The organism is Streptomyces sp. NPDC002018, from assembly GCF_042890865.1.
In the GTDB taxonomy this organism is placed as follows: Bacteria; Actinomycetota; Actinomycetes; order Streptomycetales; family Streptomycetaceae; genus Streptomyces.
In genome coordinates, this window is the sequence record NZ_JBIASO010000032.1 from 24,838 (window position 1) to 41,549 (window position 16,712).

General features: G+C 72.7%; 11 protein-coding genes. 8 read left to right on the forward strand and 3 right to left on the reverse strand.

The genetic code is table 11. The features are described from left to right. Nucleotides 1-20 precede the first annotated feature (20 nt). A complete protein-coding gene (locus ACFYYH_RS32575; protein ID WP_388558872.1) occupies nt 21-1,298 on the reverse strand; it encodes an MFS transporter in 1,278 nt (425 codons plus the stop codon). Nucleotides 1,299-1,444: 146 nt separating this feature from the next. Between ACFYYH_RS32575 and ACFYYH_RS32580 the strand changes: the two genes are divergently transcribed. The 4 genes from ACFYYH_RS32580 to ACFYYH_RS32595 all read left to right on the forward strand — a co-directional run bounded on the left by ACFYYH_RS32580 (nt 1,445) and on the right by ACFYYH_RS32595 (nt 9,724). After that, nucleotides 1,445-2,170: a GntR family transcriptional regulator gene (locus tag ACFYYH_RS32580; protein ID WP_388558875.1), complete on the forward strand. Its 726-nt coding sequence runs from the start codon at nt 1,445-1,447 to the stop codon at nt 2,168-2,170. 71 nt (nt 2,171-2,241) lie between these two features. Further along, a complete protein-coding gene (locus ACFYYH_RS32585; protein ID WP_388558878.1) occupies nt 2,242-3,789 on the forward strand; it encodes a hypothetical protein in 1,548 nt (515 codons plus the stop codon). Between the two features lie 219 nt (nt 3,790-4,008). Continuing rightward, complete coding sequence (locus ACFYYH_RS32590) at nt 4,009-4,896, forward strand: hypothetical protein (protein WP_388558881.1); 888 nt, start codon at nt 4,009-4,011, stop codon at nt 4,894-4,896. A 43-nt stretch (nt 4,897-4,939) separates the two neighbouring features. Further along, nucleotides 4,940-9,724, forward strand: coding sequence for a hypothetical protein (locus ACFYYH_RS32595; protein WP_388558884.1), 4,785 nt, complete (start codon nt 4,940-4,942; stop codon nt 9,722-9,724). A 147-nt stretch (nt 9,725-9,871) separates the two neighbouring features. Here ACFYYH_RS32595 and ACFYYH_RS32600 read toward each other — a convergent pair whose 3' ends face one another. Continuing rightward, on the reverse strand, nt 9,872-10,321 hold the full coding sequence (locus ACFYYH_RS32600; RefSeq protein WP_388558887.1) for a hypothetical protein: 450 nt from the start codon (nt 10,319-10,321) through the stop codon (nt 9,872-9,874). A 418-nt stretch (nt 10,322-10,739) separates the two neighbouring features. On the opposite strand from ACFYYH_RS32600, the gene ACFYYH_RS32605 reads away from it, so the two are divergent. The 4 genes from ACFYYH_RS32605 to ACFYYH_RS32620 are packed head-to-tail and all read left to right on the forward strand — an operon-like array spanning nt 10,740 to nt 15,030. Then, the gene (locus ACFYYH_RS32605) at nt 10,740-13,595 is read left to right on the forward strand and encodes a nitrate- and nitrite sensing domain-containing protein (protein WP_388558928.1); all 2,856 of its coding nucleotides are present in this window, start codon (nt 10,740-10,742) and stop codon (nt 13,593-13,595) included. Next, nucleotides 13,592-14,035, forward strand: coding sequence for a roadblock/LC7 domain-containing protein (locus tag ACFYYH_RS32610; protein WP_388558890.1), 444 nt, complete (start codon nt 13,592-13,594; stop codon nt 14,033-14,035). Before ACFYYH_RS32605 ends, ACFYYH_RS32610 begins: the two co-directional genes overlap by 4 nt. 10 nt (nt 14,036-14,045) lie before the next feature. Next, nucleotides 14,046-14,441, forward strand: a complete 396-nt coding sequence (locus tag ACFYYH_RS32615) for a DUF742 domain-containing protein (RefSeq protein ID WP_388558893.1) — start codon at nt 14,046-14,048, stop codon at nt 14,439-14,441. Continuing rightward, nucleotides 14,422-15,030 carry an ATP/GTP-binding protein gene (locus ACFYYH_RS32620; protein ID WP_388558896.1) on the forward strand — a complete coding sequence of 203 codons (609 nt, stop codon included), beginning with the start codon at nt 14,422-14,424 and terminating at the stop codon, nt 15,028-15,030. Before ACFYYH_RS32615 ends, ACFYYH_RS32620 begins: the two co-directional genes overlap by 20 nt. A gap of 156 nt (nt 15,031-15,186) precedes the next feature. Here the strand turns inward: ACFYYH_RS32620 and glpK are convergent, their stop codons facing one another. Further along, complete coding sequence (gene glpK / locus ACFYYH_RS32625) at nt 15,187-16,698, reverse strand: glycerol kinase GlpK (protein ID WP_388558899.1); 1,512 nt, start codon at nt 16,696-16,698, stop codon at nt 15,187-15,189. Nucleotides 16,699-16,712: the final 14 nt, after the last annotated feature.

Genomic DNA, 16,712 nt, shown 5'->3' on the forward strand with positions numbered 1-16,712 from the left:
CACCTTCCGATCGGATCGGGTCAGAGCAGTTCGCGTCCGCGTGTCTCGGGCAGCCCGAGCAGGGCGAGTACCGCGAGACCGTAGCCGACGGCGCCGAAGACCAGCGCGCCGCCGACTCCCCAGCTCGTGGCCAGAAAACCCACCACGGTGGGGAAGACCGCGCCCACGGCACGGCCGGTGTTGTACGTGAATCCCTGGCCCGTGCCGCGTACCGCCGTCGGATACAGCTCACTGAGGTACGAGCCGAAGCCGCTGAAGATGGCCGACATACAGAAGCCGAGCGGGAATCCGAGGACGAGCAGCAGCCCGTCGGCGGTGGCCGGGATGTTGACATAGGCGAGGATCGCGAGGGCGGAGAGCACCGCGAAGATCGCGACGTTCTTCTTCCTGCCGAGCCGGTCGGTGAGATAGCCGCCGGTCAGATAGCCCGCGAAGGCCCCCGAGATCAGAAAGGTGAGATAGCCGCCGGTGCCGACGACGGTCAGCCCCCGGTCGGTCTTCAGATAGGTGGGGACCCAGGTGGCGAGCGTGTAGTAGCCGCCCTGGACGCCCGTGGACAGCAGGGTCGCGAAGAACGTCGTACGGAGCAGGCCCCCGCGGAAGATGGCGGTGAACGAGCCCTTCTCCGTGCTGGTCCTGCGCTGCTCGGCCGCCGCCGGGGCGTCGCTGACGTTCCGCCGGACATAGACGATCAGCAGGGCGGGCAGCGCGCCCGTCCAGAACATCACGCGCCAGGCGGTGTCCGCGTCGAGGAACTGGAAGACCAGCGTGTAGACGATGACCGCGAGCGCCCAGCCGGCCGCCCAGGCGCTCTGGACGGCGCCGAGCGTACGGCCGCGGTGCTTGCCGGAGGCGTACTCAGCGACCAGGATCGCGCCCACCGCCCACTCGCCGCCGAAGCCGAGGCCCTGGAGGGCGCGGAAGACCAGCAGCGTCTCGTAGTTGGGCGCGAAACCGCAGAGCACCGTGAAGACCGCGTAGGTGATGACGGTGATCATCAGGGCCCGCACCCGGCCGATGCGGTCGGCGAGCACCCCGGCGATCGCACCGCCCACGGCCGAGACGACCAGCGTGACGGTGGTGAGAAGTCCGGTCTGGCCGCTGTCGAGGCTGAAGTAGGCGGCGATCGCCACCATGCTCAGCGGCAGGGTGAAGAAGTCGTAGGAGTCGAGGCCGTAGCCGCCGAACGCGCCCGCGAAGGCGCGGCGCCCCTGCGGCCCCAGGGCCCGCAGCCATGCCAGCGCGCCGGTGTCCTCGGGGAGTTCGTCCTTGCTCAGCCGTGCTTGGGTCGTGCTCATCTGCACCTCGCAGGAGGGTGAGTGTGCTGGGACCGTGAGCCGGTTTTACCGTAGGGGATTGTTCAACGATCCGACAAGAGACATGTTGTTTCGTTCTTGCTTCTACGATGAGTCCTGTAGGCGGACGGACATCAGGAGAGGCTGCTGTGGGGACGAACGGGGCCGGACTCGGCGAACTGGCGGACGACCGACCGCTGCTGGGCCGCACCAGTACGGCCGAGCGGGTCGCGGACATCCTGCGCACCCGTATCGCGGAGGGCTACTTCCAGCCGGGCGAGCGGCTCTCGGAGGACGGCATCGGCAAGGCGCTCGCCGTCTCGCGCAACACGCTGCGCGAGGCGTTCCGGCTGCTCACCCACGAGCGGCTGCTCGTCCATGAACTCAACCGCGGCGTCTTCGTACGGGTGCTGGCGGTGGAGGACGTCGAGGACATCTACCGCACCCGCCGGCTCGTCGAATGCGCCGTCGTACGGGGGCTCGACGGGCCGCCCTTCCCCGTGAGCGGACTGGAACAGGCGGTCTCGCGGGGCGAGCGGGCCGCCGAACAGGGGCTCTGGAAGGGCGTCTCGACGGCGAACATCCACTTCCACCGGGAGCTGGTCGCGCTGGCGGGCAGCGCGCGCACCGACGAACTGATGCGCGGTGTGCTCGCCGAACTGCGGCTCGCCTTCCATGTGGTGGACGATCCGCGCGGGCTGCACGAGCCGTATCTCGTACGCAACCGGCAGCTCCTGGAGTCGCTCGGGTCGGGCGACCGGGACGGCACGGAACGGATGCTCGCGGAGTATCTGGACGACTCCCGCGAACGGCTCGTCGAGGTGTACGCGGGACTCGTGGCGGCGGACGGAACGGCGTCGGGACCGCTCTCGTAGGAGGTCCGCGGCCGGCGGTCGCTTCCGCACCGTTTCGACCGATGTCGGTCCGAGGACCTAATCTGAACCCCGTGACTTCGCCTGCCTCGACGGACTCCGTTCCGCCCCAGCTCAGCGCGGGGCCGCGGCCCGCGCAGGGCCCGGCCGCCGACGAAGGGCTGGCGCGCCGGCTGCGCGCGCTCGCGTGCACCGCGCCCCTGCACGACCTGGACACCCGCAAGGCCAATCTCGCGGGGGAGTACGCCGTCTACGGGATGGCGGAGGTCGCGCTCGCCGCCATCGACCTGGTCACGCTGAACATGGACTTCGACACCGGCGCCGACCACGAGCAGATAGTGGGACGGCTGCTGCCCCGGGTCGCCGCCCAGGCACCGGCCCGCCCGGCCGCCGAGCACGAGCGGGTCGCCCGCTGGGTGCTGGAGAACCTGATCAACGTCGGCAGCGTGGACCGCGGCTTCCGCGCGGTCTACGGCACGTTCGGCACCGACGGGGTCTACACCCGCAGGGACTACGACTTCAAGCTCATCGAGGAGGTCCCGGGCCACGGCGGCAGCGTCTATCTCCGTACGACCGACGAAGCGGTCAACGTCCTGGTGGGCGCGCTCGACACCGATGTCACCAGCGCGCAGATCGCCGCCGAGGTCAAGCTGGAGGTGCTGATCAACCGCGGCAGGCTCGCCGACGCCCAGCTCGCCGCCGAGCAGGCGCGCTACCGCACCGTGCAGTACGCGGAGACGCTCCGCAGGACACTGGAGGCGACCCGCCGCAATGTACGGGCGGTCGACTGGCTCCACTCCGTTCCCGACATGATCGACGAGGCACTCGACCATGTCGCCGACCGCTACCGCCACGAGAACGCGATCCTGACCAATATCCGCAAGGCGCGTGACGAGGCAGAGACCGGCGCCGACCCCAGAACGGCGGAGCACAAGCGGCGCGCCGCCGAGCTGGTCGACATCGTCAAGGACTGCATCCGCCGCCACACCCAGCTCCAGTCGCGGCTGCTGGAGGCGGGCCCGCTGTTCCGCGCGGAGCAGGACCGGCAGGCCTTCGCCGCACCCACCGCCCACACGGGCCTCGATCTCTACGGACAGCTCGTCGCCCCGCTGCTGCCGCTGCCGGTCGAGCGGGCGACACGGGTGACGGACGCCTTCTTCGCCCGGGGCACCGGGCTGCGGACACCCGCCTCCGTCCGGGTCGGGGATCTGATCGACCTGCTGCTGACACCGCCGGTGGAGCGGGAGCATCTCGGCGCGGAGATGCCCGAACCCGATCTGATCGCCACTCCGGACGACAGCCGCTTCAGCGAGGAGCAGCTCGCGAGCGCGAAGGAACTGCTCGATCTGGAGCACGACGCCCCGCGCCGGCTGTCCGGCCTGCTGGCGGAGGCCCGCCGCCGCGATCCGGAACTGCCGTATCTGGTCGCGCTGCTGGCCATCCACGCGGCCAGTCCTCCGGTGGGTACGGCGTACCGCCAGGGCGAGGAGCGTCTGCTGTTCGCCGTCGACGACGGCACGCCGCTGGACGACCCGGAGTTCGGCGGCGCGGACCTCGTGGTGGGCACGGCGCGACTGGACGTGGCGGGCATGACGGCGGCCCGTGCGGTCCCGGCGGGGTGAGCGCGCATGGTTCCGGACATCCGGCGGCCGGTGTCCGCGGCGGTCGGGGAGGGGGGGGCGGTCGGGGAGGGGGCGTCCCCATCGGCGTCCGCCCCGGCCTCCGCGCCCACTCCGCCCCGGCCTCCGCGCCGGCCTCCGCGCCCACTCCGCGCCGGCCTCGCCCCGCAGGCGCGTAACGCCCACCGCCGCACCCCGACCCGCACCAAGGAGCACCGCCCCGTGAGCGACCCGCACACAGACCGCACCGGCGCGACCGCCGTCGACGCGGCACCCCCCGCGACCGGCGGTGTCACCCCCGCCGACGCCGCCGACGCCGCGCGGCTCGTCTCCTTCGGGCTCCAGCCTAAGCTGCTGCCGGCGCGGGACATCGAGTACACCGAACTCCTGCGCCGCTACCGCGAGGACCCCGCCTTCGCACGTGTCGCCGACGCCGTCGCCACCGGCTTCGGCCTGGTCGTCCTGGAGGTCTCCGCCCGCGCCGGTATGGCCGTGACCGCCGCGGAGGACTCGGTCTTCGCGGTCCGCATGGGCGACTACGCCCGCCGCGCCTCCACGGACTCCGCCGACCGCTTCCTGCACGGCCTCGCCCATCTCGCCGTCGCCGCCATGGCGTTCCCCCGGCCCGAGGACCTCGCCGACGACGGGTACATCGGCCGGATCACGGTCAACGGGGTCGACGCGTTCGTACGGCAGGCCTGCCGCAGGCTGGAGGAGCGCGCCGAGGCGGAGGGGGAGAACACCGACCCGTCGACCGACGCCCCCGGTCTCGAAGCCGCGTGGCGGATCTACGCACGGCGCAGCGCCACCGGCGCCACCAAGGACGCCCGCAGGCTCGCCGGCTCGACCACCGGCATCGTCGGCAAGGCGGTCGCCTTCCTCACCGACTCCGGCTTCCTCCAGCGCACCGGGGACGACGCCGGAGGCGCGTACCGCACCACGGCCCGCTACCAGCTCCAGGTCCGTGACATGGCGGGCCACGCGGCCATGGCCGAACTGCTCGATCTGGGGGTCGTGCCCGTCAGCGACGGCTCCGCCACCCTGCTCCCGCCGCCCGAGGGAGACGACCTGGAGCTGGCCGCCGACGCGGGCCTGCCCTTCCACGCCTGACCGCACCCCCCACCGCCGCTCACCACAACGAGAGTCCGCCGCCATGTACGAGCTGTCCCGGGTCCGCCTCTACTCCATCGGGCCTGCCGGTGCGCGCTACGCCGACACCGTGCTCGATCTGCGCGGAGTGGGCGCGCCCGTGCCGCATCCGGCGCCCGCCCAGGCGGAGTTCTTCGAGGAGGAGCCGGTGGGGCCGCCGCGCCGCCCGGCCCCGGCGGGCGTGCTCTTCCTGGAGAACGGCGGCGGCAAGTCCGTGCTGCTCAAGCTGATCTTCTCGGTGATGCTGCCGGGACACCGCAACACCCTCGGCGGCGCCAGCTCCGGTGTGCTGCGGAAGTTCCTGCTGGCCGACGACTGCGGCCATGTCGCCCTGGAGTGGCAGCACACCCTCACCGGTGAACTCGTGGTGGTGGGCAAGGCCAGCGAGTGGCGCGGCCGCCAGGTGTCCAACGACCCCAGGAGGTTCGCCGAGGGCTGGTACTCCTTCCGGCCGGGCCCCGGGCTGAGCCTGGACTCCCTGCCGGTCGCCGAGTCCACCGCCGTACGGCCGCCCGTCGAGGGTGTCTCGGGCGCGCGGGGCAGACGCCGCACCATGAAGGGCTTCCGGGACGCCCTCACCGAGGCCGGCAAGGTCTATCCGCATCTCGACATCCACTGGGAGGAGATCCACGACCGCTGGAACGAGCACCTCGGCGATCTGGGGCTCGACCCCGAACTCTTTCGCTACCAGCGCGAGATGAACGCCGACGAGGGCGAGGCCGCGGGCCTCTTCGCGGTCAAGAAGGACTCCGACTTCACCGATCTGCTGCTGCGCGCCGTCACCGACACCCGGGACACGGACGGACTCGCCGACCTCGTCGGCGGGTTCGGGAACAAGCTGGGCCGCCGCGCCGAGCTCACCGCCGAGCGCGACTTCACCGCGGGCTCCGTCGATCTGCTCGGCCGGATCGTGGAGGCCGCCGGGACCCGCGCACGCGCCCGGGACATCCACGCGGGCGCCGAGCGCCGGGCCCGTACGCTCGTACGACGGCTCCAGGCGCGCGCCGCCGAGGAGCGCGGACGCGCCGCCGATCTCGCCCAGCGGGTCACCGCCGCCGCGCACACCGTGACCACGGCCGAGCAGACCCGCGGGCACAGCTCGCTGATCGCCGCCGAACTGGCCTACCGGCACGCCTCCCTGGCCCTCGCCGCCGCCGAGAAGCGCGCCGCCGCCCAGCGCCGCGAGCTGACCGACGCCCGTACGCTGCACTCGGCGTGGCAGGCCGCCGAGGCCGTGCTGCGCCACCGCGCCGCCGCCGACCGCTCCGCGCGGGTGGCCGTCGCGATCCGTGAGGCCGAGCGCGACGCCGCGCCCGCGCTGGCCGCGCGGGCGACCGCGGCGGCCGATCTCGTACGGGCCCTGCACGCGGCGGCCGAGGACGGCGAGCGGCTGGCGAACGAGGAGGAGGAGCGCTCCGCCGTCCTCCAGGAGACGGGCGAGGCCGCCCACCGCGACGCGACCTCCGCCGCCACCGAGGCGCAGCGCGCCCGCAGCGAGGCCGGGCATCTGCGCCAGCGCCTCGCCGAGGTGGAGCAGGAGACGGCCGAGGCGGTACGGGCGGGCTGGCTCGACGACACCGCGCCCGACGCGGACCCGGCCCGCGCCGCGCTCGCCGCGAGCGACGCCGAGAAGTCCGCCGTCGCGAGCTGGGACACGGCACGCGAGGCCGCGCGTACGGCCGCCGACCGGGCCAGGGAAGCGGCCTCCGCCGAATCCCGCGCCGAACTGGCCGCCGCCCGCGCCGCCGACGCGGCGCTGGCCGCGGAGCACGCGTACGACGCGGAGCGCCGCGCGGCGGAGTCGATCGCCGGGGACGAGCGCCTCACCGCGCTGCTGAGCCTGCCCATGGCCGCCCCCACCGCCCCCACCCGGGCCGGGGTGCCGGGACCGCGGACCGGCTCCTCACCGGCCGACGCCCCCGGCCGGGGCGCACCGGCCGACGCCGAGCGCGGTACGGCCGACGCCGAACGCGGTACGACCGGGGGCGGGCGCGGTACGACCGGGGGCGGGCCCTCGGCTCCCGCGCGCCGACGCCCCGCCGACGGCCCGCTGAGCGCCGAGGAACTGGACCGCTCCGCCGACGAACTGCGTGAGCTGCTCGACCAGGGCGTCACCGCGGCCGAACGGCAGCTCTTCGATCTGCGCACCGCCGCCGCCGACGACTCCCGCATCCTGGGCGCGCTCGGGGACGGCGGACTGCTGCCGCCGGGCCCCGATGTCCTCGCCACCGTCGAGTATCTGGGCGAGCACGGTATCCCCGCGCTCCCCGGCTGGCGCTATCTCGCCCAGGCCGTCGACCCGGCCGACCACGCCGCCGTGCTGGCCGCGCGGCCCGAACTGGTCGACGGCGTCGTGATCACCGACCCGGCCTCGCACGCCCGTGCCCGGGAGACCCTCGCGGGCGCGGCCCTGCTGCCGAGGTCCGCCGTCGCCGTGGGCACCGCCGCCGCGCTGCTCGCTCCCGTGCCGGGGCCCGGCGCCGAAGGGACGGACGACAGCGGGGTCTTCCTCGTACCGCCGAACCCGGCCATGCACGACGAGCACGCCGCCGACGAGGAGCGGCAGGCGCTGCGCAGCCGCGCCGCCGCCCGGGACGAGGAGATCCGGGTGCTCGCGGCCCGGCTCGCCGGTGACCGCGCCCTCGCCGCCCGGCTCGGCTCCTGGCGCGCGGACTGCCCGCCCGGCATGCTCCTGGAGCTGGCCGAGGCGGCCCGTACGGCCACCAGCGCGGCGGAGACGGCGGCTGCGGTCCTCTCCGAGGCCCGTACGGTACGGGCCGAGGCGGACGAGGCGGCCGCCGACACCGCGCGGGTCCGTGACGAACAGCAGGAGGCCGCCCAGCGCGCCCGCCGCGCCGCCGACGCCCTGGCGGGGCTCGCGTTCCGGCTCCGGGAGCGGGCCGCGTGGCAGTCGAAACTCCGTGAACTGGCCGACGAGGCAGCCGAGTCCGAGGCCCGTGCGGCCGTGTGCCTGGAGCGCGCCCGCGCCGCCGACGAGGACCGCAGGGCGGCCCAGCGCGCCGCCGACGACGCCCGCCGTACCGCCCGCGCCCTGCGGGCCGAGCGCGCCGAGATCGCCGGCGCGCCCGAGAACCTCCCCGAGCGGGAGCCCGACGCACCGCGTACCGCGCTGCCCGCCCTGCGCGAGGCCTACCGCGCCGCTTCCCAGCTCTACGAGAAGGTGGGCGTCGGCGCCGATCTGCGGGCGGAACAGGCCCGCGCCGAGAGCGACGAGAGCGCCGCGCTCGCCGAACTGGACCGGCTCACCAACAAGGTGCGCACCCGCGCCGCCCAGCTCCTCGAATCCACCGACGGCGCCGACGGCCCGTCCCGGCAGGCGGCGGCGGCCCGCGCCGAGTCACTGGTGCAGATGCTGGAGTCGCGCGCCTCCACCGCCAGCGAGCAGCTCGGCCGCTTCCGGGGCGAGGCGGAGCGGCTCGCCCCGCAGGACGGTGAGGCGCACACCGAACTGCCCGGGGAACTGGTGCCCGCCGACGCGGAGAAGGCACAGAGCCTCCTGCGTACCGCGACCACCGAACTCGCCGTCAGGTCCGACGCCCTGGAGACGGCCCGCGCCGCCCACGGCGAACTGCTCCACGCCCACCGGGCCGCCGAGGACGCGGCGGGCGGCTTCGACGAGACGGCCGCCCTGCTGCGCGATCTGCTCCGGGGCGCCGTGGCCGAGGACGACGGGGACGAGGAGTCGTCCCAGCGGCCCGAGCCCTATCCCGGCAGCCCGGAGGAGGCACGGCAGGCCACGGCCGAGGCCCGCCGCTCACTGCGCGGCTGCGCCTCCGACCTCTCCGCCGCCGAGGCCGCCGTCCGTGAAGCCTCCGACGTGCTCGTACGGCACGCCAACTCGACCCGCTACGAACAGGTGCGCACCCCCGCGCGCCAGCAGATCCGCGAACTGCCCGCGTCCGCGCTGCCGGAGCACGCCGCGGCCTGGGCCCAGGCCTTCGCCCCCCGGCTGCGGGTGCTGACGGACGAACTGGCACAGCTCGAACGCAACCGTGACTCCATCGTCGACCGGCTGCGCGGCCTGGTCGAGTCCGCGCTGACGACGCTCCGCTCGGCGCAGCGGCTCTCCCGGCTGCCCGAGGGCCTGGGGGAGTGGTCGGGCCAGGAATTCCTCCGTATCCGCTTCGAGGAGCCGGACCGGTCGACGCTCATCGAGCGGCTCGGCGAGGTCGTCGACGAGGCGACCCGCGCCGCCCTCAAGAAGAACTCGGACCTCCGCAGGGACGGTATGTCCCTGCTGCTGCGCGGTGTGCAGGCCGCGCTCCAGCCCAAGGGGGTCGCCGTGGAGATCCTCAAGCCCGACGCCGTACTGCGCGCCGAGCGGGTCCCGGTCGGGCAGATGGGCGATGTCTTCTCCGGCGGCCAGCTCCTCACCGCCGCGATCGCGCTGTACTGCACGATGGCCGCGCTGCGCAGCAACGACCGCGGCCGTGACAAGCACCGTCACGCGGGCACGCTCTTCCTCGACAACCCGATCGGCCGCGCCAACGCCACCTATCTGCTGGAGCTCCAGCGCGCCGTCTCGGACGCCCTCGGTGTGCAGCTCCTCTACACCACCGGTCTCTTCGACACGACGGCGCTGGCGGAGTTCCCCCTGGTCATCCGGCTGCGCAATGACGCCGATCTGCGCGCGGGACTCAAATACATCAGTGTCGAGGAACATCTGCGCCCCGGCCTGCCCCAGCGGGAGACGGACGCCGAGAGCGTGCACGGCGAGATCACCGCGACACGGATGTTCCGCCGGACCCCCGAACCCGCCGCCGACTGACCGGCCCCGCCGCCGGGACGAGCACGGCACAGGCCGACGGCCCGATCCCCGGCCGGTCCGATCCCCGGCCGGCCCGGCCGCCGGCGGCCGGCGCGACGGCGGGCCCGCCCTCGCGCCGGCCGACGGCGGGCTCGTCGGCCCGCGGGCTCAGGCCTCGCTCAGCCTGTTCTGATGCCGCCGGCCCCGCCTGCGTATCCGCGCCGCCTCACGGGCCGCGCTCCTCGCCGCGCGCCTGGCCCTGCGCCGCTCCCTGCGGAGCTGCCGGGCCGTGCTGCTGGGCGCGGACACCACGCCGTTGCGCTGGTTCCACACCTGGCGGGTCACCCATACGTCCAGCACGCCCCAGGTCGCCACCACCGTGGAGGCCACACTGCTCAGGACCATCGGAAACGCCAGCCAGGACCCCGCGAGGGTGCTGAGGAAGGCGACCATGGCCTGAATCAGTGTCACCGCCGCTATGATCACCGCCCGGACGGCCGCCGTCCTGACCGGATCCGGCATGCGGTAGCGCACCGCCGGCTCCTCGACCCAGAGCCCCCGGGACACCTCCGCGACCCCACCCGCCGACGTCGCGTCACGCCGCTCATCCGTCTCCATGGACGTCACTCCCCACCCACTGTCCACTGTCCGACTCAAGGGTGACTGCCCGCCTCGTCGCGCTTCACGCCGGCCATGGAACCGAATGTGATACACGAACCGCCCGCAGTGCTCTCCACTTCCCCCTGATCCCCGCACACTAGGACGAATGGCGGCGCGTGAAGATTCCCGTCAACCCGCCGACCGAATGGTTCAAGCCAACCGGCTCGGCCGGTACTTGTCTCCCCGGCTCTCCGCCGGTCTCGCCACGGCCGAAGTCATCTCGCCGAATACCGGGACAACTCATGATCAAGGCATCGGGGAGCGGCCGAAAATCATCCGGATGTGTCTTCGAGTTGCCGGTGTGACAGTAGTAGGCTCGCGCCGTTTGCTGACGGAGTATCTCCCGCACCGGGCGGGGATCGAGCTGGGGGAGGCCATGCGCTTTCGCGGGAAATCCATCCGCCGGAAGATCGTGGCGCTGCTGCTCGTGCCGCTCGTCGCGCTCACCGTCATGTGGGCCTTCGTCACCGTCCTCACCGGCGGCCAGGCCAATCAGCTCCTCGATGTCGGCCATGTCATCAAGAAGGTCGGCCACCCGGTGGAGGACGCCGTCCTCGTCCTCCAGAGCGAGCGCCGGCAGACACTCGTCTATCTCTCCGACCCACGCGCCGCGGACTCGCTGACCGAACTGCGAAGCCGCCGCGCCGACACCGACCAGGCCGTGGCGCTCGTCAGGAGAAACGCCACTGCCACGGTTCTCGACCGTATGGACTCCATTACGCGTGAGCGGTTCAACGCGTTCACCGGATCCCTCGAAGGTCTCGGCCTGATGCGCCGCTCCGTGGACGAGAGCACCGTCACCCGTGAGAAGGCGCTGGACTTCTACAACCAGCTCGTCGACCCGAGCCACAACTTCCTGGCGTCCCTGTACGGCCACGAGGACGTGGACGGGGACAACTGGGGCCGCGCGCTGGTCGGTCTCGGCCGTGCCAAGGAGATGCTCTCCCGCGAGGACGCCGTGGTCGCCTCCGCGCTGATCGCGCGCAGGTTCACCGCCCAGGACGTCCGGGCGCTCACCGATCTGGTCGCGAACCGCACCGTCCTGTATCAGACCAACCTCGCCGACCTGCCCCTCACGGACCGGGTGACGCTCGAACAGTACTGGCGTACCCCCGCCACGCTCGCGCTGCGCCAGACGGAGGACGACCTCATCGCGGCCGGCCCCGTCGAGGGTCCTGACACCGTGGACATCGCGCGCTGGCAGAAGATGACCGCCCCGGTCCTGGAGGACCTGACCAGCGAGAGCGCCCAGGCCCACGCCCTCTACCAGGCTCATATCGACCCCGTGCGCGACGAGGTGTTCATCCGGCTCATGGTCGCCGCCGCGGTGGGCTTCGTCGCGCTCCTCGTCTCCGTGATCGTGTCCGTACGCGTCGGCCGCGACCTGATTCGTGACCTGACCCAGCTCCGCAAGGAGGCCCACGAGGTCTCCGGCGTCAGGCTCCCCAGCGTCATGCGCAGGCTCGCCGCGGGCGAACAGGTCGACGTGGAGACCGAGGCACCGCGGCTCGACTACGAGCGTGACGAGGTCGGCCAGGTCGGCCAGGCGCTCAACACCCTCCAGCGCGCCGCCGTCGAGGCCGCCGTGAAGCAGGCCGACCTCCGCCGTGGTGTCTCCGAGGTGTTCGTCAACCTCGCCCGCCGCAATCAGGTCCTGCTCCACCGTCAGCTCACGCTCCTGGACACCATGGAGCGCCGTACGGAGGACACCGAGGAGCTGGCCGACCTCTTCCGGCTCGACCACCTCACCACCCGTATGCGCCGGCACGCCGAAGGCCTGGTGATCCTCTCCGGAGCGGCGCCCTCCCGGCAGTGGCGCAAGCCCGTACAGCTCATGGACGTGGTGCGCGCCGCCGTCGCCGAGGTCGAGGACTACGAGCGCATCGAGGTCCGCCGGCTGCCCCGGATCGGCGTCGGCGGCCCCGCCGTCGCCGACCTCACCCATCTCATCGCCGAACTCCTGGAGAACGCCACGGTGTTCTCGCCGCCGCACACCGCGGTCCAGGTCCACGGCGAGCGGGTCGCCAACGGTTTCACCCTGGAGATCCACGACCGCGGTCTCGGCATGGCACCCGAAGTGCTGCTCGACGCGAATCTGCGGCTCGCGGAGACCCCCGAGTTCGAACTGTCCGACACCGACCGGCTCGGCCTCTTCGTGGTCAGCCGCCTCGCCCAGCGGCAGAACGTCCGTGTCTCGCTCCAGCCCTCCCCGTACGGCGGCACCACCGCGGTCGTCTTCCTGCCCGTCGCGCTGCTGACCGACGCCCCCGAGACCGAGGGCACCGGCTTCCGCCTCGACCGCAAGAGGGCCACGGGCGGCGGACGCCACCGCGCCGAGGGCGGCGGCCGGCGCACCGCGCTGGCACAGGTCCCCACCGGTCGCGGCGGCGGCCCGTCCGTGCTCGACGGCCCGGTCGAACTGGAAGCCCCGGTCGGCACCCTGGGAGTCGGGAGCGGACCGGTGCTCGGCGGCGACGGCATACTCGGCGGAGGTGACCGCATCGCCGATCCGGAGGACACCGGGAGCGAGCGCGGAGGGCTCTTCCGCGCCCGTGAGCGTCTGCGCGACTCCGGCAACGACGCCCGCGAGCTGCGCGATGCCCGTGACCTGCGCGACACACGCGACATGCGGGAGGCCCGCGCTCCGCGCGACGCGCGCGAGGGACGGGACGTACGGGACACACGGGACGGCGGCCGCGACTTCCGCGACCGGCGGGACGGACGTGTCTCCCCGGAGCGCGGTCTCCACGAACAGCACCAGCAGGCCGGCGACTCCGGCCGGCGCTCCGGCGGCCCGGTCGGTCTGCCCCGCCGCAAACCCCCGACCCTGGTCGCGGACCGCGGCCGGCGCGTGGACGAACCGGACCGTGTCCAGCCCGTCCGGGAACAGGGCGTCGGCGGAACGGGCCGTAGCTGGTCCGGCGTACCGGCACAGCCGTCGGGTCCGGACACCCGGCCGCCGTCCGACGGGGCACCGCTACTGCTGGACGGGCTGCCCCGCCGGATCAGGCAGGCCAGCCTCGCCCCCCAGTTGCGGGACATCACCCCGGACCGCACCCCTTCCCAGGCCTCGGCCGCGCTCCACGACACCGAGCGGGACGCGGACGAAGTACGCAGCCGTATGGCTTCGCTCCAACGGGGCTGGCAGCGCGGTCGTCGGCAGAACGATGCCGAGGACTCCACCGGCCCCGGCGATACACAAGGAACCACATCGGAGGGGGACGGTCGATGACCGCACCGAACGCCGCAGCACGCAACTCCATCGATCCCGACGCCTCGGGGGAGCTGAACTGGCTGCTCGACGAACTCGTCGAGCGGGTCGCCAGCATCCGCAAGGCCGTGGTCCTCTCCGGCGACGGCCTTGCCACCGGTACGTCCAAGGACCTCACCCGTGAGGACGGTGAGCATCTCGCCGCCGTCGCCTCCGGGTTCCACAGTCTCGCCAAGGGCGTGGGCCGGCACTTCGAGGCGGGCTCGGTCCGGCAGACCGTCGTGGAACTGGACGACGCGTTCCTCTTCGTCACCGCCGCGGGCGACGGGAGCTGTCTGGCCGTGCTCTCCGACGCGGACTCCGACGTCGGCCAGGTCGCCTACGAGATGACGCTGATGGTCAAGAGGGTGGGCGTCCATCTCGGCACGGCGCCCCGGACCGGTCTGCCCGCCGGAGGGTGAGTGGGCTGGGATGAGTGACGAAGGTCAGGATCCGCAGCACTGGTTCGACGGCGAGGCCGGACCGGTGGTACGCCCGTACGCGATGACGCGTGGCCGCACCAGCAGCGCGACGCGCCACCGGCTCGACCTGATCGCGATCGTCGTCCCCGAACCGGCGGCCGAGGATCCCACCCGGGACCAGACGCTCTCCCCGGAACACGTGGAGATCGTGGAACGCTGCCTCGCCATGCCCCAGTCGATCGCCGAACTCTCGGCGAGCCTCGACCTCCCCGTCGGGGTGGTCAGGGTGCTGGTCGGCGATCTCGTCGAGAGCGAGATCGTGCATGTAACCCGTCCCGTTCCGCCGGCCGAGCTGCCGGACGTGAACATTCTCCGCGAGGTGATCAATGGTCTTCGGGCGCTCTAGCCACGGGCAGCGTCCGGTCGATCCGGTGACGCTGAAGATTCTGGTCGCGGGCGGTTTCGGCGTGGGCAAGACCACGCTGGTGGGAGCGGTCAGCGAGATCCGGCCGCTCCGTACCGAGGAGATGCTGAGCGAGGCGGGCCGGCCCGTCGACGATGTCGACGGGGTCGAGGGCAAGACGACCACCACGGTCGCCATGGACTTCGGCCGGATCACCCTCCGCGAGGATCTGGTGCTGTACGTCTTCGGCACCCCGGGCCAGGACCGTTTCTGGTTCCTCTGGGACGAGCTGGCCCAGGGCGCCCTCGGCGCGGTCGTCCTGGCCGACACCCGGCGTCTCGCGGACTCCTTCGCGGCGGTCGACTACTTCGAGCGGCGTGACATCCCGTTCACCGTCGCCGTCAACTGCTTCGAGGGCGCGGGCCGGTTCCCGGCCGAGACCGTACGGGCGGCGCTCGACCTGGATCCCGAGGTCCCGCTGGTGATGTGCGACGCGCGTGAGCGGGAATCCGTCAAGGAGGTCCTGGTCACGGTCGTCGAGCACGCCATGACCCGCGCGGCGCTGCAACGCGCGCACGCCGCCGGCACCTGACCGGACCAGTACCGGGCCCGGGGCCGGCCGTACCCCACCCGTAGCCCGTGACCCGTAGCCCGTGACCCGTGAGGGAACGGCCCGTACCCCCGGAGCGGGGTACGGGCCGTACGGGACACCCGCCCGGCGGACCGCCAGCCGTCCTCCCGGATGACTCTACCGGCTGTCCTCCTCCTGCCAGCCGAAGCTGCGCTCCACCGCCTTGCGCCAGTTGCCGTACTCACGCTCGCGCACCTCCGGCTCCATCCGGGGCGACCACTGCGCGTCACGCCGCCAGTGCGTCTTCAGCTCGTCCAGATCCGACCAGACACCGGTGGCGAGCCCCGCCGCGTACGCCGCGCCCAGACAGGTCGTCTCCGAGACCTTCGGCCGGATCACCGGCACCCCCAGCACATCCGCCTGATGCTGCATCAGCAGATTGTTGGCGGTCATCCCGCCGTCCACCTTCAGGGTGGTGATCCGTACGCCCGAGTCCTGGTACATCGCGTCGACCACCTCACGCGTCTGCCAGCTCGTCGCCTCCAGCACCGCGCGGGCCAGATGCGCCTTGGTGACATAGCCGGTCAGACCGGTGATCACCCCGCGCGCGTCGGAGCGCCAGTACGGTGCGAACAGCCCGGAGAAGGCCGGTACGACATACGCCCCGCCGTTGTCGTCCACGCTCGCGGCGAGCGACTCGATCTCCCCCGCGCTGTCGATGAGGCCGAGCTGGTCACGGAACCACTGGACCAGGGCTCCGGTGATGGCGATCGACCCCTCCAGACAGTAGACGGGCGCCTCCGAACCGATCTTGTAGCCGAGCGTCGTGATCAGTCCGCTCTTCGACGGTACGGGCCGCTCGCCCGTGTTGAGCAGCAGGAAGCTGCCCGTCCCGTAGGTGTTCTTCGCGGTACCCGTGTCGTAGCAGGCCTGGCCGAAGACCGCGGCCTGCTGGTCGCCGAGCGCGGACGCCACCGGCACCCCGGCGAGCAGGCCCACAGCCGTCCCGTACACCTCGGCCGAGGACCGGATTTCCGGCAGAACGGCCTCGGGCACCCGCATCGCCGCGAGGATGGAGGGGTCCCACTGGAGGGTCTCCAGATTCATCAGCAGGGTGCGGGACGCGTTCGTGACATCGGTGACATGCACCCCGCCGTCCGTGCCGCCCGTGAGATTCCAGATCAGCCAGGAGTCCATCGTCCCGAAGGCGATCTCGCCGCGCTCGGCCCGCTCCCGCAGCCCCGGCACATGGTCGAGCAGCCAGGCCGCCTTGGGACCGGAGAAGTAGCTCGCCAGCGGCAGCCCGGTGGTGTCACGGAACCGGTCCTGGCCGTCCTCGCCGCCAAGTTCACGGCAGAGCGCGGAGGTACGGGTGTCCTGCCAGACGATCGCGTTGTGCACGGGTTCACCGGTCGCCCGGTCCCACAGGACGGTGGTCTCCCGCTGATTGGTGATCCCCAGCGCGCTGAGCTGATCGGCCCGCAGCCCCGCCCGGTCCAGGGCCCCGGCCACCACGGCCTGCACCGTGGACCAGATCTCGGCGGCATCGTGCTCCACCCAGCCGGGTTTGGGGAAGATCTGCCGGTGCTCACGCTGGTCGACGGCGACGATCGCCCCGTCGTGGCTGAAGATGATGCAGCGGCTCGACGTGGTGCCCTGATCGATGGCGGCGACGAACTTCTCCGTCATGACGTCCCCTTGAT

Coding starts and splice junctions, on each gene's coding strand:
- ACFYYH_RS32575 (WP_388558872.1), bottom strand. CDS start 1,298: ATGAGCACGACCCAAGCACGGCTGAGCAAGGACGAACTCCCCGAGGAC.
- ACFYYH_RS32595 (WP_388558884.1), top strand. CDS start 4,940: ATGTACGAGCTGTCCCGGGTCCGCCTCTACTCCATCGGGCCTGCCGGT.
- ACFYYH_RS32600 (WP_388558887.1), bottom strand. CDS start 10,321: ATGGAGACGGATGAGCGGCGTGACGCGACGTCGGCGGGTGGGGTCGCG.
- ACFYYH_RS32605 (WP_388558928.1), top strand. CDS start 10,740: ATGCGCTTTCGCGGGAAATCCATCCGCCGGAAGATCGTGGCGCTGCTG.
- ACFYYH_RS32610 (WP_388558890.1), top strand. CDS start 13,592: ATGACCGCACCGAACGCCGCAGCACGCAACTCCATCGATCCCGACGCC.
- ACFYYH_RS32615 (WP_388558893.1), top strand. CDS start 14,046: ATGAGTGACGAAGGTCAGGATCCGCAGCACTGGTTCGACGGCGAGGCC.
- ACFYYH_RS32620 (WP_388558896.1), top strand. CDS start 14,422: ATGGTCTTCGGGCGCTCTAGCCACGGGCAGCGTCCGGTCGATCCGGTG.
- glpK (WP_388558899.1), bottom strand. CDS start 16,698: ATGACGGAGAAGTTCGTCGCCGCCATCGATCAGGGCACCACGTCGAGC.